Here is a 15,278-nt window from a genome sequence, read left to right as displayed (position 1 = left end):
GTGGGCAAGTGGCCGCGATCAAGAGCGAAGCAGCCGCGATGCTCCCCCGCTCCGCTCCACCGTCAGCGGCTTGCGCAGCGGTCCCGGTGAAGCGGGCGATGCGATTGATCTCGCCATTGCCGATGCCCTCGGCCTCTCGGTAGGGGCGATCAAGAACCACGTCTCCGTAATCCTCGCCAGGCTGCAAACCAGCGACCGGACCAAGGCTGTCCTGCGGGCACTGCGCGACGGACTGCTATAGGCTCTAGACCTGCGGCTTGCCTTCGCTGTTGCGCCGCAGGCCCATATCCTTGCCGAAATAGAGCCGGATTGCGATCACGATGCCGATGTAGATGGCGGCACGTGTCCAGAGAAAGCTGGACACTTGCTGGTGCGCGAACATCGTCTGGGACCAGCCGACCGCGGCGGTGTTGTTGGAAAGGCAGTGGATCATGATGCCGATCCAGAGGCTGCCGCCAACGCGGTAGAAGAAGAACGCGATGATCGTGCCAAGGCCGATCGAGATCAGGGTGAATGGCAGGAGGGCATCGACCAGATAATTCTGCATGTCGGTGCTGCCGGCGATGTCACGCGGGATGTGCCAGACGCTCCAGATCACGCCGAGCAGGATATTGAGCTTGAGCGGACTATCGATGAAGCGGCTGAGATAGGGCAGCGCAAATCCGCGCCAGCCGCCTTCTTCGAGCGTGCCGCCCTGATCGAGGAACATGCCGCTCAGGAGCATCAGCGGGAAGGCAGCGGCGGTATAGTGGCTGAGCGGCTGGGCAGGCCATCCTGCAAGGAGCGGCGTGAGAAGGTTGCAGGCTCCCACCAAGGCAAATGCGGCGGCGTACCAGCCGAGTGTTTCCCGCAAGCCTACACCATTGCTGATCCGCGCGCGCCGGGCATAGCCGCGAAGTCCGCCGTTCACGCCGCTGGCCGCGGCGACGATCAGGCCGGCAATGAGCGGCGCTGCGGCATAGACAAGGCCGGTCAGGAAGATCGGATCGACGAGGGCCACTCGGACCCAAAGGTACAGCGAACTGGCTGGCAAGTCCGCCAGCCCGAGGCCTTCCTTGATCGCCGTAAACTCGGTCCAGTAATCGAGCGGGCCGCCGTGCAACCAATTCCAGAAGCCCGGAGTCGCCAGCATTGAGGCAACAAGCGCAATGGGAATGCCGAAAGCCAGCGCGACATAAAGCAGGAACGGCCAATGCCTGATCCAGCCCTGCGGCTCGGACAGCTTGGCTGCCTGGCTTTCATCATACGCGGTCACCGACATTCGCTACTCCCTTCCAAATCAGTTTGTTGCCTCTCAGCGGGTCACGCTTGCCCCACCGACAATGCTCACCCGGCAATCAACTGCAGATATTCGGCTACCGGCCGCCGCAGGATCGTGCGGTTGGCCGCGATCGGCACAACTCCGTCCGCCCAGCGTGCGAGATGGACTCCCGCGGCCCGGCAACGCTCGAACGCCGCATCGGCGTGTTCGCGCGGCATCTCGATGAGGCGGATGTTCGATGGCATGTCCGGTCCGCGCAGAACGGCGCCGCGCCTGATCAGCCCGTCCACCAGCGCATCGGCAGCCTCATGGGCGCGGGCCATTTCGGCCGCGAAACTGTCGAGCGAGCGCAGGGCGAGCATTGCTGGGGCCCAGCCCTGATAGATGGTGCCGCCGAAGATGTGCCGCAGCTCGCGCGCCTCTGCGATCAGATCGTGCGGGCCGGCCAGAACCGCACCGAACGGCGCGCCAAGGTACTTGTAGAGCGAGACATAGACCGTCCGAAACGGTGCCGCATAAGCCCGGATATCGAGCGAAGGCCGCGCCAGCAGCAGCCGCGCGCCATCGAGGTGCATGGGAATGCCCTCCTTCGCGGCCAGCGACGCCATGGCCGCAATGGATTCAGGCGGAATCATCGCGCCCTTGAGGCGGCGCACCGGGCTTTCCAGTGTGATCGCGCCGGTCGCCACCGGGTAGGGGCCGGATTTTGCGAACGAAATGGCCTTCGCCAGGTCATCGGGCTGGGGAATGCGCCCTTCGGTCAACGGCACCAGATTGATGCCGGATAGCCGCTGCACCGCGTCGCTCTCATCGCGGTAGACGTGGCTGTCAAACTGGCAGATGGCCCGCCGCGCGTCGCCGCAAAGCAGGCGGATGGCGACCCCATTGGCGAGCGTACCGGTGGGGAAGAACGCCGCATCCTCCTTGCCGAGCAGGACGGCAAAGCGCCGTTCGAGCTCGGCCACCGCGCCACCCGCCAGATAGCCTCCGCCTGCCTCTGCCGTCCCTTGCAGGCCCGCGAGTTGCCGAACCATGGCTGCAGGATCGGGGGGCGCATCATCGCCGTGCAGCCACACGGTCCGCGCAGTGACCGGCGGAAACAGGGCGGTTACATTCCCGGCCTGGCCATAGCCTTGCGCCAGGGCCGGGCTGGAAACCATCGCGGCCAGCGCAGATTTCAGCACGAGGCGCCGGTCTGGGCCAGACATGCCTTATTGCCCCGCAATGGTGGCCGCGGCCACCGCTTCGCTCGTCACGACAGGCAGCCAGACAGCGCTGGCTGCATCGCCGCCGCGCTGGAGTGTGATCGTTGCCTTCCGGAAGTCCGCAGCCTTCGCCGCGAAGATATTGGGCACGAACGTCTGCGGATTGCGGTCATAGACCGGATAGAGCGACGACTGGATCTGCACCATCACGCGGTGGCCGGGGAGGAACACATGGTTCACCGGCGGCAGGCGAAACTTGTAGCGCTGCACTTTGCCCGCAGGGATGGCGGTCGGCGCGCTGAAGCTTTCACGATAGCGCCCGCGGAAAATGTCGAGGCTGACGGCCAGCTGATAGCCGCCCATCTTGGGATCGACCGGGTCTTCGGGCGGATAGACGTCGATCAGCTTGACCACGAAATCGCCGTCGGTGCCGGTGGTGCGCGCGTAGATATCCGCCATCGGGATGCCCGAAACCCGCATCGCTTCTGTAAGCACCGGCGTCTGATAGGTCATCACGTCGGGGCGGCCATCGGCAAAGCGCTGGTCCTGCACCAGCCATTCGCGCCAGCGTCCGTCGGTCAGATTGATGGGGCGGGGCAGGTGGGGCACGGGCTTTGCCGGATCGGAAACATAGCTGTCCTCGCCCGGCTTGCCCTTGGCCAGAGCTAGGCCGCCTTCATCCTGCAAAAACAGCGGGCTGAGCGGCTTTGCGCAGCCGCTTTCGCAGGCCAGCGGCCATTCGCGGAGGCGGTCCCAGTGGTTTTCGCCGCTGTTGTAAAGCGTGACAGGCGCGGGCTCAAACGCCGGGCCGTCCTTCAGATAGCGGTTGAAGAACGGCAGGATCATGGTGTCGCGGGCTTGCTGCGCAGTATCGCCGTTCCAGTTGAAGGGCCCGAGGCTGCGGCCATCGCCCACGATCTGGCTGTGCCGCCACGGACCGATCACCAGCACGTTGTTCTGCGCCCGGCCCTTTGCCTTGAGCGCCTCCCACGTGGTGATCGCGCCGCGGATATCCTCCTGATCCCACAGGCCCTGCAGCCAGATCGTCGGCACATTCGATGGGTTGGCGGCGACCTGCCGATCGAGCGCCTGCCCTTGCCAGAACGCATCATAGGCGGGATGCTCGGTCAGCGTGCGCCAGAACGGCAGCTGAATGTAACCCGTGCGCTGCGCCCAGTCGGCAAGCGTTCCGGTCCGCAGGTTGTCGTAGTCGTCCCAGCCCCCGGTCGGCAGCGACTTGCCATCGCCCTTGTAGCCGGTCTGTGAGCCGATCCAGTCGATATTGGCGAGCCGGAATGCGCCGAAGTGGAACCAGTCGTCTCCCATCCAGCCATCGACCATCGGACTTTCCGCCGCTGCGACCTTCAGCGCGGGATGCGGCTTCAGCAAGGCCATGACCACTGCGAAGCCATTGTAGGATGACCCGATCATGCCGACGCGTCCGTTGGATTCCGGCAGGTTGGCCTTGTTGACCAGCCAGTCGATCGTATCCCAGGCGTCGGTCGAATGGTCGGTCGGGGCGGGGTTGAGCGGCCCGGTGACCGGGCGTGTGACGACATAGACCCCTTCCGAGCCATACTTGCCGCGCACGTCCTGATAGACCCTGATATAGCCTGCGCGAACAAAGCCTTCATCCGCGCGGTGCAAGGCGGCGAGCATGTGCGGAGACTTTGACCGATAAGCGGACTTGTTCGCGTCATAAGGCGTGCGGGTGAACAGGATCGGCGCGTCTTTCGCGCCCTTGGGCACGTAGATCACCGTATGCAGCCGCACACCGTCGCGCATCGGGATCATCACATCGCGCTTGTCGAAATCGCGTGTGGCGGCGGGAAAATCGAAGTCGGGCGGTATGTCGCCGGCCTCTGCAGGCCCGGTTTGAGCCGCCGCGCTCTCGGGCGGCCGGTCCAGCGCCCGCGCCGGTTGTACCGTGAGAGGGGCAAGCAGCGTTGCCGTGAGGATCAGTCGGGACAGCACGGTCATGGGGTTTTGCTCCTGCTCTGGGATCAGGGTGCCAGCTGGGAAATGCGGGTCGAATGCAGGGCGATCAGCCGCCAGCTTTCACCGCTGCGCCGAAGGATCGCCGTCTCGGTCCATTCGGGCACGCGGCGCTCCGCGCCTTCGCCGAACGAGGCGGTGTTGCGATAGGTGATCGTGGCGAGATCGCCCCCGGTCTCGATTCTGGCCTGCGTCAATGTCCAACGCCGGCTAACGGGCGTTCCCGCAACGAGATCGAAAATCTGATCCGCCGTCATCAGTCTTCCATCTTCATAGAGGACGAAATCCGGGGAGACGGTGGCCTTGAGCGCGGTGCGATCATGCGCGCCCAGCGCTGCAAAGAAGCCCTTCAGCACCGCTTCGACGGCCTTGTTCTCGGGCGGCACCGGCCGGTGAATGGCGCCTACCAGCGCCTTGGCCGCAGCAGCCATCGCGCGCGTCGCGGCGTGGGGCACATTCGGATCGGCAGGATCATCGCCGATGCCATGGCCAAGGCGCACCACGACCAGATCGAGCGAGGGGACAATCGTCACGCGCTGGCCTTCGATGCCCTGCATCTGGAAGGTATCGCAGGGCCATGGATCGCAAGTCGCCTGGCTCAGCCAGACCTGGCCGCCATAGGCAGGCGCGGACCACCACGGCGCCGGGGCGCGCACAAAGGCCATGAATTCGGGAGAGAGAATTCGCTTGCCCTGCCAGACCCCGTCATCGGCATAGAGCAGCCCCAGCCGGGCCCAGTCCCGCGCCGTGGCGTAGCTGTAGGCTGCGGTCTCGAGATGGCCGGCGCGGTCGGGCTCGACCACCATCGAATGCATGCCAAGCGGCGCGAGCACTTTCGCGTGCAGGTAGCCGGCCATCGTCTCACCGGTCTTGCCAAGTTCTTGCGCGACGACCTGCCCGACTATGTGGGGCTGGCAATTGGTGTAGACGCCGCGCGGCTCGCCCGGTGCGAGCGGCGGCCGGGCGACCGACCACGCATAGGCATCGTCGGGGCCGTTGAACACGTAGAGGCTTTCGGGATAGCCATCCCGCCGCCATGCCGCATAATCGAACCAGCCCTTCTGGCTGTTGCCGCAGGAAATGGCGGCCGACATCCGCAGCAGGTCCGCCAGCGTGATCGAGCGGCGCGGATCGTTCGGGCCCGCCCATGCGGCAATGGGGACCGGCGCGAAGAGATTGAGGCGCCGCTCCTGCTCCAGCGCGCCGACCATCGTTGCCTGCACGGTCTTGGTCATCGACCAGCCTTGCAGCCGCGTCGTCGCGCTGATGCCGGCGCCGTAGCGCTCCGCAAGAATGCGGCCCTTGTAGAGCACGAGATAGGCCGCCGTATGCGCATCGGGGGCAAAGGCGAGATCGACTGCGTGGTTCAGCGCGGCCTGATCGACGTCCGCAGGCAAGGCATCCGCCGGAAGCGCATCGCCGAGCGGCCACGCAAGCCCGGACCGGAGCGTGACCGGCGGCAGTGGCGTGTAGGGAATGCGGGGTTCGGCGCCATCGGGGCCCAGCGCTACACAGCCGCTGGCGCCGTTGAACACGGCGACACCCTTGACCCCGGTGGCCATGGTCAGCGTCAGGCGGCGATGTCTTGCATCTACTGCAACCTTCGCGATGCGGTTCCGGTCTTCGGGCAGCATCCAGAACTTCGAGGCCAGCGCGAGATAGTCCTTGACGCTGCGCTTGGAGATGAAGACCGCCGAGCAGGCTTCCTTGGCGACGGCGGCTGCGCCAAGCTGGGCCAGATCAGTCCGCTTGAAGTCCGCAGCCAGGGCCGGGCGGGACAGCAACAAGAGGCAGAACAACAAAAACCGGATAACCTGCATCATGCGCCCCACGCGGTGAAGCTTAGCAAATGACCGCGCGGATCAATATGTCCATTATTAATTACTTTGCATTTTGATATGGTTTTCGTATCGAACGTCGGGAAGGGAGAATCCGCTAATGTCCCGGCTGATCGCTGCTGTCAGTATGCGCCAACTGGTCTATTTCATCGCCGTGGCCGAAGCGAACAGCTTTCGCGCCGCGGCTGAGGCGCTGCATATGTCGCAGCCGCCACTGACCCAGCAGATTCAGGCGCTGGAGCGCGTGCTCGGTGTTGAACTGTTTGATCGCAGCAAGCGGCGGATCGAACTGACCGCGGCGGGGCTCGAACTGTTGGACGATGCGCGCAATATCATTGCCGCAGCCAACCGCAGCTTTGAACGGGCACGGGCCGTGGGGCGTGGCCTCTTCGGCAATATCCGCGTCGGGCTGGCGGACGATTTCATCTTCGGCCCCACTTTTGCGCGCGTGCTGCAGTTCAGCCGGGACAATCCGCAGATCTCGATCGAAACCTATGTCGGCACATCGAGCGACCTTGTGGTGAAGCTTGAGCAGAATGCCTTCGATCTCATCCTCACCAACCTGCCGCTCGCGCCGCATGAGGGCGCGCTGGTGCAGCACGCGCTGCCGCCCTCGCGCGTTCTGGCGCTGGTGCCGCAAGGGCATCGGCTTGCCGCGCATATCAGCCTGACCCCGCATGACCTTGCCGATGAAGCGCTGATCTGCATGCCGCTCACCACCAGCCTGCCCTTCACGCGGGTGATCGCCCGTCTGTTCAGCGACGCGGGCGTTTCCTTGCGCGCCGGGCATCAGACTGTCGACACTTCGATCGCGATCCGACTTGCCAGCGAGGGCATGGGGATCGCGGTTGTCAGCGAGTTCTCGGTTAGCAAGGACTTGGCCGGACTGGTGGCCATTCCCTTCGCGGGGGACTACTGCCTCGAACACACGCTGGTGCACCATGATCGCCGTCTGCCCCCTGCGCTCGAGCGTCTGGTTCAAGCGATCCTGGCACCCTGAGCAGCCCGCTTTTCATAGGCTTTTGCAATCAGATGCAGCCGAAGAATATATTAGACAAACATCTGCAAGAGACATGAAAAACGGCTGATGGATCAAGCCACCGCCGGGTGGAAATCCGGTCTGGAGCGCGACCCGCATGACCCTGTTTCGGAACCGATCTCGCGCGCGCCTCGCGCTCGGCGTGGCCGCTTCGATCGCGATGTGCGGCAACAGTCTTGGCCCGCTCAATGCGCAGGCCAGCCGGTTTTCCGGGCCCTTCGCCGGTGACAAGCCCCTGCCGCGACCCAAGGGCACGTATGGGATTGTTCGCCTTGGCACGCAGCGCATCGTGATGCGGGATGGCACCGAGCTCGCGACGGATATCTACCTGCCCGACAGACCCGGTCCGCAGCCGCTGATCCTCATGCGAACGCCTTACGACAGGGCCTCGTTTTCGCCCGAACGGTCCCTTCAAGGCAGTGTGGGCGCCTTTGTCGGCCACGGCTATGCCGTTGCCGTGCAGGACGTTCGCGGCAAGTTCGGCTCCGATGGCACGTTCGTCCCCAGCCTTACGGATGATATCGACAGCTACGACACGATGTCGTGGATCGTGAAGCAGCCATGGTCCGACGGCAAGATCGGGACATATGGCTGTTCCTATCTGGGCGAGGCGCAGGTCATTGCCTCGCGCCTGCGCCATCCCGCGTGGAAGGCCGCGATCCCGATGGCCTCGACCGGGGCAAGTGGCGGCGCGGCCGGGCGGAACCTGCCATTCGCCTTCTGGAACGGCGGCGCCTTCGAACTGGCGAGCGGCGCTGGCTGGTTCGCCCAGTTCGGCCGCAAAGTGCCCGAGCGCAGCGATGGCAAGCCCGGTTACAAGGGCGAGGTGTGGCGGACGATGCAGCATCTGCCGGTCAACGCCGCCCTGGACGATCCCGCGATCCCGGCATCGGACTACCGGGATTTCATCGAGCACCCCCCGGGCGATCCCTTCTGGGCGAAGTTTCCCTACCTGAAGGAAGGCGATGCCGTCGCCGTGCCGGCGCTGTTCATCGATAGCTGGTACGATTATGCACCCGCCGTCGCCTTCTCGCAGCTCGCCTATTTCCAGCGGCATTCGGGCAAATTCGGGGCCGCGCACCGCATTGTCATCGATCCGTCGACCCACTGCGATCAGCATTTCCAGGGCAATCCGACAGTGGTCGGCGACCGCACTGTAGGCGATGCGCGGTTCGACTTCTGGCAGCTCTATTTCACCTGGTTCGACCACTGGCTGCGCGGCGAGGATACCGGCGCCGAGCGCATGCCGCTCGTGCAATACTACAACATGGGCGAGAACCGCTGGCGCGATGCCTCCGCCTGGCCGGTTCCGGGCAGCCGCGAGATATCGTACTATCTGGGCAGCCGGCGCGGTGCGCAATCGCGCGCTGGTGATGGCGTTCTGCAAGCCCAGCCGCAGCGTGGTGGGCGGACGGATCGTTTCGTTTATGACCCGGCCGCTCCGGTTCCCTCGATCGGAGGCCCGCTGTGCTGCCTGCCCACCAGCGACGGCAGATCGCCGGCAGGCTCATTCGATCAGACCGCGGTAGAGGATCGGCGCGATGTGCTGGTCTATTCCACCGCTCCGCTCAAGCGGGCCGTCGATGTAACCGGCCCGATCCGCGCCGAGCTCTTCGTGTCGTCCGATGCGCCTGATACCGATTTCACCGCCAAGCTGGTCGACGTGGATGCCGAGGGCCGGGCCTGGAACATTGTCGAAGGAATCACCCGCATGCGCTGGCGCTGCGGATATGCCCGGCAGGCCCCGCGGCTCATGCCGGGCAAGGTCTACAAGGTGAGCATCGACTTGCAGGCGACCAGCAACCGGTTCCTTGCGGGGCACAGGATCCGGCTTGAAATCAGCAGCAGCAACTTCCCCCGCTTCGACCGCAATCTGAATACCGGCGGCCCGAACGTCAGCGAAGCGAAGCCCCGGATCGCGCACAATGCGGTCCATCTGGACGTACGCTATCCCTCTCGTGTGATCCTGCCGGTGGTCGGCCCGCGCTAGACTTTCGTCAGCGCGCGGCCGAGGCAATCGAGAAACGCGTCGGCATCCGCCACCGAGAAGGGCAGGGGCGGCCTGATCTTCAGTACATGGCCATGCGGGCCCGAGGCGCTGATCAGCACGTGCATCTCGCGCAGCGCATTGACCAGCGCAAGGCCAAGCGCGGCATCGGGCTCGCGCGAGGCCCCGTCGCGCACAAGATCGACGCCGATGAACAGCCCGGCGCCGCGCACTTCGCCAATGCGTGCGTCCTTGGCGGCCAGCGCGCGCAAGCCGTCCTGCAGACAAGCGCCGACCATACGGGCATTTTCCTGCAAGCCTTCGTCCGCAATCACGTCGAGCACGGCGAGAGCGGCAGCGCAGCACACTGGATTGCCACCGAACGTGTTGAAATACCGAGTGGATCGCGCAAATTCCGTGAGCAGTTCAGGCTTCGCGATAAGGCCGGCAATCGGCAGGCCATTGGCCATCGGCTTGCCCACAGTGACGAGATCAGGGACCACGCCGTGGCGGGCAAAGCCCCACATCGCATCACCGGTCCGGCCAAAGCCCGGCTGCACTTCATCGGCGATGAAAAGGCCGCCAGCCTTGCGCACAGCCTCGACTGCATCATGGATGAAGCCCGGCGGATCGGCAAAGATCCCGTCGCTCGAGAAGATCGTGTCGAACAGGATCGCGCTGGTGCCGAAGCCATGGCGGGCCAGATCGTCGATCGCGGCCAAGACATCGGCAAGGAACTGCTGGCTTGCGCCCTGTTCCCCGGCGCGCGCCGCATCGGGTGCGCGGACGGTGCGGACATGGTGCCCCAGCGGCATGCCCCGGCCAAGCGACGGAGAGACCGCTGCCACGGCCGACGTGTTGCCGTGATAGGCATTCGCGGTCACGATCACGCCGGTATTGCCTGTGTGGAACCGCGCGATGCTGAGCGCGAGATCGTTGGCCTCGCTGCCGGTGCAGGTGAACATTACATTCGCAAGAGCCGGCGGAAAGGTTGCCAGCAGCCGCTCGGCATAATCGAGCACGACGTTCGACAGATAGCGGGTATGGGTGTTGAGCAGCGCGGCCTGCTGCGCCTGCGCTTCCACCACGCGGGGATGGCAATGGCCGACGGTGGGCACGTTGTTGTAGACATCGAGATAGGCAGCGCCGTCCGCATCATAGAGCCGCACGCCCTCGCCGCGGACGAAGTGCACCGGCTTTTCGTAGAATAGCTTGTACGAGGGGCTTAGCAGGGAATTGCGGCGTGCGATCAGGGTTGCGATCCCCTCGCTCAGGCCGTCGACCCGTGCAGGATCGAAGGCATTCACCATCAAAGGCTGGTTCGGCATTTCAGGACTCCATTGCGCAGCATGACAGGAAGCCGGGCACCCACATTTCGGGCGGCCTTCCTGCAAAAAGGTTCAATCCCCGCCGGGCGGTGGCGGTGTTCTTGGTGATGTAGTCGCGCGCCTCGGGGCGCCGCGCCGCGTGGTTTTCGGTGATCGCCACGGTCATCGCGTGGCGCGCTTCCATGAGCAGCGGGATGAGCTCGATCTCCGCTCGCTCCAGCGGTCGTACCGCGTGATAGGCGGCCACCAGCGCATGGGGCAGGGCCATGGCATCGTCCCCTTCACCCATTAGATAGCATGCAGCGATGGCCGGATCGCAGACCAGCGCCGTGCGCACCAGATCGCCGAAATCGATGATACCGACCACCTGGCCATGGTTCCTTGGATCGACGAGCGTGTTGTGCGGGGTCAAGTCGTTGTGGAGGATCTGCCGGCGCATCCCCGCAAGGCACGGCGCGGTTTCCCATTCGAACCGGGTGAAGGCGTTCTGCGCAATCGCGCGCATTGCGGGATCGGGAATGCCGGAAAGCGTTCCCGTTAGGTTGGATGCGCGGCAGATGTCCCACACGAGATCGTGATCCGCACCGGAATGATCGAAATCGGCCAACGCCAGACCGAGCCGGGCGAGCAATCTGCCCATTTCGGCCGCCATAGACGGCCCGGTCTGCGCCGATGCGGCCGGCAGCCCGGGCAGCCAGGTCATCAGGCGCGCGGTGGGGCAGTGGTCGTCATCCCAATCCGGCCGGAATGCATGACGTCCGAGGCGATCGGGGATCAGTCGCGGGATCGGCAAGGCTGGATCACGCGCGCCCGCGTGCAGCATGGCTGCGGTCTGGAACGCAGTTGCTTCGGCCGATTCCTGCGGATTGGTAAGCTTGAGGAGGAGAGTACTGCCATCAGCCTGATCCACGCGGTAGATCTCGTCACGCTCCGATGCGATGGTCGTGAAGCGCCCCTCGACGCCCCACGCTGACCGGCAAAGGTCTTCGATTAAGGCGAGGGGTGTCGCGCGCTCCGCACGCTGGTCTGCCGCCGTGGTCCCGTCCGTCAGGCGCAATTCCTCTCGCTCCTCTGGTCGCACGGCAACCTGTCTGCCGCCGGCTGAGAGGTGACCGAGTGCACTGATTTGGTCCAATATAATATTTTGCGGTCTTCGATCCTGAAATCATATCGAAAGGTTGGCGCGGCTGACATTATGCAAGAAAAACCCCCGAACAGTCACGACTGTTCGGGGGCCGGGATAAGCCAATCGGTCAGGCGCGCTCAGCGCGCGGCAAGGCTCAGGATCAGATCGACGATTTCGTAGGGGCTGTCTTCCTGCACGAAATGGCCACCGCGCAAGGTCACGTGGGCCTGCCCATCGGCACCGGGCATCCGCGACTGGAAGATGGCATCACCGCCGCGGGTGATTTCGTCGCTATCGCTGAAAGCGGTGAGGACCGGTTTGTGGAAGCCGGCGAGCGCTTTCCATGCGGCGATGTTCTCCGCCACCGAGGCATGTTCCGGCGTGACGGGGACCAGCGCCGGGAACTGCCGTGCCCCTTCCTTGTAGCTTTCATCGGGGAAGGGCGCATCGTAGGCGGCGACTTCGGACGGGCTCAGCTCGCGTATCGCCCCGCCGTTCACGATGCTGCCGATCGGCAACTCCGGCGCATTCTGGCTGTATTCGAGCCAGGCCGCGAAATCCTCGCTCCAACCGATGCCGATGGGAAGGCCGGTGTTGGAGATCACGAGGCCGGAGAAAACATCGGGAAAGGCTGCGACCAGCCGCAAGCCGATCAGTCCGCCCCAATCCTGACAGAACAGTGTCACGTTGTTCAGGTTCTGGCCGGTCAACCAGTCGCTCATCCACGCGACATGGCGTTCGTAGGTATAGTCTGACCGGCTGGCCGGCTTGTCGGAGCGGCCAAAACCGATGAGATCGGGCGCCAGCACCCGGCAGCCTCGGGCCACGAGGCCCGGGATGATATTGCGGTAGAGGTAGGACCATGTCGGTTCGCCATGCATCAGCAGCACGACCGGGCCATCGGACGGCCCCTCATCGACATAGTGGAGGCGCAGCACCGTCCCATCGGGATCGGTGATTGCCGCGTAATGCGGCGCAAAGGTCCAGCCGGACAGATCCGCAAAGCGGTCGTCCGGCGTCCTCAGAATTTGCATGGGAATACTCCAGTGTCTGACAGGCGCTGCAAAAGGCGCGGCGCAGACGCTCGGAGTGCGATCCCCGAGCGTCTGCGCTCTGGCTTGATCAAAAATCGAAGCGTGCGCGCAGGCCGAAGGTTCTGGGCTTGTTGCGCGAAATGCCGAACGCCTGCGTTCCGCCGAACTGGGCCAGCGTATCGAACGCATTCTGCACGAAGGCGGTGATCGCGAAGCGGCTTGCCTCGATCCCGATCTGGGCGTTGGCCTGCGTATAGCCCTTCAGCACATAGAAGGTGCCGACTGCGCCGGTATCGGGCCGAACGGTGTTGGCGGGCGTATCGCTGACAGTGGTGACATCGGCATAGGTCACCAGTCGCAGCGTATCCGTCATCGGGTAGCGCCATTCGGCGTAGGCGTTGAGCGAGTTGTCCCGCGCCGTCGGCAGGCGCTGCCCGTCGTTGATCACGTAGGCGGTGGTGCCATTGCCCGGATCGAACGGCAGCGCGTTCTGCGAGAAGGTGGCCTTCATCACCGTGGCGGCGACGCCGAACGTCAGGTTGCGGGTGGGACGCGCGGTCAGTTCCAGCTCGATGCCCTTGGTATCCGCGCCGCCCGAATTGCGGATGACGGGGAAGAGCGTGTTGCGGACATCGCTGAACTGCGCGTCCTTGAGCTTGGACAGGTAGGCAGCCAGATTGATCGTCAGCGCGCCGTCCAGCCACTCGGTCTTGGCGCCGATTTCATAGCTGGTCACCGAATCCGAACCGAACGTGACGGGCGAATCCGCGCCAGGTGCGGGATTGGCGCGGGCGTTCACGCCGCCCGGCCGAAACCCGGTAGCCGCCTGCGCATAGAGCAGCACGTCCTTCGACGGCTTGTAGGATGCGCCGACCTTCCAGAGCACCTTGCTCTCGGTCTTCCTGATATTCGGGAAGCTCACCGAATTGAGGACAAGGAACCCCGGCCCGAACGTGAAGTTGGGGACGGTGAGCGACTGGCTGCCGCGCACCCGCTCGTTGGCGTAGCGCAGGCCGGCGGTCAGATCGATGCTGTCCGTCAGCCCGTAAGTCGCCTCGCCAAACACGGCGATCTGGCGATAGGCGACATCGGCGTTCGCGATCTGCAATTCGCCCTGATAGGTGGGATTGGACGAGAGGGGGCCACCGAAGGCGGGCGGGACATTGAGCAGGATCTGGTTGAGCGCGATCATATCCGGCGCCCGCGTGTCGTTGCCGAAGCTCACGTTGCGGGTACGGAAATAGGCGCCCAGCGTGTAGCGCAGCCGGGTCTTCCCATTCGACGACAGCCGCAGTTCCTGCGCGAAGGTTTCGTTCGGGCCGGTATACTTGGTCTGCACGCCCTGGGTCAGTTTCAGCGGCCCCAGCCCAAGCGCCTGGGTGACCGGGGAAAAGCCCGCTTCGACGATCCGCGCCGTCTGCGTTTCATCGAGCGCGCCGCTGTTCTTGCGGTTGTAGTACGAAGTCGAGGACGTGATCGTCGCAAAATCAAGATCGTAGGTGACCACGCCATTGGCGATGTAGAGTTCGTCGCGCGAGAAGGTGGGGGCCTGCCGATAGGCTACGTTGCCGCCAAAAGTGGTCAGCAGTGACGGAGTGACGCCGTCGAGCTTTTCGAGGAACACCGCCGGTGCGAGCCCGCCCTTGAAGAGCTGATAGGCGCCCGACAGCGTGATCGAGAGGCGTTCGACCGGGTTCAGCAGCAGGGTTCCGCGCATGCCGTAGCGGTGGAAGGCATCGGCGTTGCGCGCGCCGTTCGCCACGTTGGTGACGAAGCCGCCATCATCGAGATAGAAGCCGCTGACCCGCAGCGCTGCCTTGTCAGTCACCAGCGGCAGGTTGATCGCGGCAGACCCTGAGTAGCTGGTTCCGCCGCCGCGGGTTCCGGAAACTTCGCCCGTGGCAAAGCCTTCAATCTTGGTCAGGTTCGGCTTGCGGCTGATGAAGCGCACCGTACCGCCCATCGAGCCTTCGCCATAAAGCGTGCCCTGCGGTCCGCGCAGCACTTCGACACGCTCCAGATCGACGAGTCCGACATCGGGAATGGCGTTTTCGCTGATCGGCACTTCATCGACATAGGCGCCGACCATCGGAAATTCCGAGACGGTGCCGGAAAGGCTGGTGAGCCCGCGGATCGACAGGCGGTTCTGCGAACGGTCAGCACGCTGGAAGGAAAGGCCAGGAGCTTTGGTCGCAATCCCGGTGACGTCGGTTATGCCGGTTGCGGCCAGCGCATCGCCGCTGATGGCCGAGACTGCCATGGGCACATCCTGAATGTTCTCGGCGCGCTTGGCCGCCGTGACCACGATTTCTGGGCTTTCGCTTCCCGCTGAGGACGGTGCGTCAACTGCCGGCGCCTGCGCCAGGGCGGGTGTTGAACCAAGTGCGATCGCGGCAACGCCCACCAGATAAATCGTCCGCTGCCGCGCCCATGACTTTCCACCCATCTTTGAAGCCCCCCTTTGT

11 protein-coding genes are annotated in these 15,278 nt (G+C 64.5%); 3 read left to right on the top strand and 8 right to left on the bottom strand.

Annotated elements, in window-relative coordinates; all coding sequences use genetic code 11:
• Positions 1–70 precede the first annotated feature (70 nt).
• Positions 71–241, top strand: coding sequence for a LuxR C-terminal-related transcriptional regulator (locus ACODS2_RS07890; RefSeq protein WP_488998322.1), 171 nt, complete (start codon positions 71–73; stop codon positions 239–241).
• A gap of 3 nt (positions 242–244) precedes the next feature.
• Here ACODS2_RS07890 and ACODS2_RS07885 read toward each other — a convergent pair whose 3' ends face one another.
• The 4 genes from ACODS2_RS07885 to ACODS2_RS07870 form a co-directional block, all read right to left on the bottom strand.
• Complete coding sequence (locus tag ACODS2_RS07885; RefSeq protein WP_488998321.1) at positions 245–1,261, bottom strand: CPBP family intramembrane glutamic endopeptidase; 1,017 nt, start codon at positions 1,259–1,261, stop codon at positions 245–247.
• Between the two features lie 65 nt (positions 1,262–1,326).
• Positions 1,327–2,469, bottom strand: coding sequence for a threonine aldolase family protein (locus tag ACODS2_RS07880; RefSeq protein WP_488998320.1), 1,143 nt, complete (start codon positions 2,467–2,469; stop codon positions 1,327–1,329).
• Positions 2,470–2,472: 3 nt separating this feature from the next.
• The gene (locus ACODS2_RS07875; protein WP_488998319.1) at positions 2,473–4,446 is read right to left on the bottom strand and encodes a CocE/NonD family hydrolase; all 1,974 of its coding nucleotides are present in this window, start codon (positions 4,444–4,446) and stop codon (positions 2,473–2,475) included.
• Positions 4,447–4,469: 23 nt separating this feature from the next.
• Positions 4,470–6,245, bottom strand: a complete 1,776-nt coding sequence (locus ACODS2_RS07870) for a serine hydrolase (protein ID WP_488998318.1) — start codon at positions 6,243–6,245, stop codon at positions 4,470–4,472.
• 154 nt (positions 6,246–6,399) lie between these two features.
• On the opposite strand from ACODS2_RS07870, the gene ACODS2_RS07865 reads away from it, so the two are divergent.
• Positions 6,400–7,299, top strand: coding sequence for a LysR family transcriptional regulator (locus tag ACODS2_RS07865; RefSeq protein ID WP_488998317.1), 900 nt, complete (start codon positions 6,400–6,402; stop codon positions 7,297–7,299).
• 136 nt (positions 7,300–7,435) lie between these two features.
• Positions 7,436–9,328, top strand: a complete 1,893-nt coding sequence (locus ACODS2_RS07860) for a CocE/NonD family hydrolase (protein ID WP_488998316.1) — start codon at positions 7,436–7,438, stop codon at positions 9,326–9,328.
• Here the strand turns inward: ACODS2_RS07860 and ACODS2_RS07855 are convergent.
• The 4 genes from ACODS2_RS07855 to ACODS2_RS07840 form a co-directional block, all read right to left on the bottom strand.
• Positions 9,325–10,653 carry an aspartate aminotransferase family protein gene (locus ACODS2_RS07855; RefSeq protein WP_488998315.1) on the bottom strand — a complete coding sequence of 443 codons (1,329 nt, stop codon included), beginning with the start codon at positions 10,651–10,653 and terminating at the stop codon, positions 9,325–9,327. The two genes, ACODS2_RS07860 and ACODS2_RS07855, sit on opposite strands and share 4 nt — an antisense overlap.
• 1 nt (position 10,654) lies before the next feature.
• Positions 10,655–11,710 carry a phosphotransferase gene (locus ACODS2_RS07850; protein ID WP_488998314.1) on the bottom strand — a complete coding sequence of 352 codons (1,056 nt, stop codon included), beginning with the start codon at positions 11,708–11,710 and terminating at the stop codon, positions 10,655–10,657.
• 206 nt (positions 11,711–11,916) lie between these two features.
• The gene (locus tag ACODS2_RS07845) at positions 11,917–12,813 is read right to left on the bottom strand and encodes a haloalkane dehalogenase (protein ID WP_488998313.1); all 897 of its coding nucleotides are present in this window, start codon (positions 12,811–12,813) and stop codon (positions 11,917–11,919) included.
• A gap of 88 nt (positions 12,814–12,901) precedes the next feature.
• On the bottom strand, positions 12,902–15,259 hold the full coding sequence (locus ACODS2_RS07840) for a TonB-dependent receptor (protein ID WP_488998312.1): 2,358 nt from the start codon (positions 15,257–15,259) through the stop codon (positions 12,902–12,904).
• Positions 15,260–15,278: the final 19 nt, after the last annotated feature.

This window comes from Novosphingobium sp. FG137 (genome assembly GCF_057809735.1).
The sequence above is the reverse complement of the archived record's forward strand: the minus strand, read 5'-3'. Positions and strand labels throughout refer to the sequence as shown.

Excerpts from the sequence above, each read along its gene's own strand:
- ACODS2_RS07885 (WP_488998321.1), bottom strand. The coding sequence starts at position 1,261 with ATGTCGGTGACCGCGTATGATGAAAGCCAGGCAGCCAAGCTGTCCGAG.
- ACODS2_RS07880 (WP_488998320.1), bottom strand. The coding sequence starts at position 2,469 with ATGTCTGGCCCAGACCGGCGCCTCGTGCTGAAATCTGCGCTGGCCGCG.
- ACODS2_RS07875 (WP_488998319.1), bottom strand. The coding sequence starts at position 4,446 with ATGACCGTGCTGTCCCGACTGATCCTCACGGCAACGCTGCTTGCCCCT.
- ACODS2_RS07865 (WP_488998317.1), top strand. The coding sequence starts at position 6,400 with ATGTCCCGGCTGATCGCTGCTGTCAGTATGCGCCAACTGGTCTATTTC.
- ACODS2_RS07860 (WP_488998316.1), top strand. The coding sequence starts at position 7,436 with ATGACCCTGTTTCGGAACCGATCTCGCGCGCGCCTCGCGCTCGGCGTG.
- ACODS2_RS07855 (WP_488998315.1), bottom strand. The coding sequence starts at position 10,653 with ATGCCGAACCAGCCTTTGATGGTGAATGCCTTCGATCCTGCACGGGTC.
- ACODS2_RS07845 (WP_488998313.1), bottom strand. The coding sequence starts at position 12,813 with ATGCAAATTCTGAGGACGCCGGACGACCGCTTTGCGGATCTGTCCGGC.
- ACODS2_RS07840 (WP_488998312.1), bottom strand. The coding sequence starts at position 15,259 with ATGGGTGGAAAGTCATGGGCGCGGCAGCGGACGATTTATCTGGTGGGC.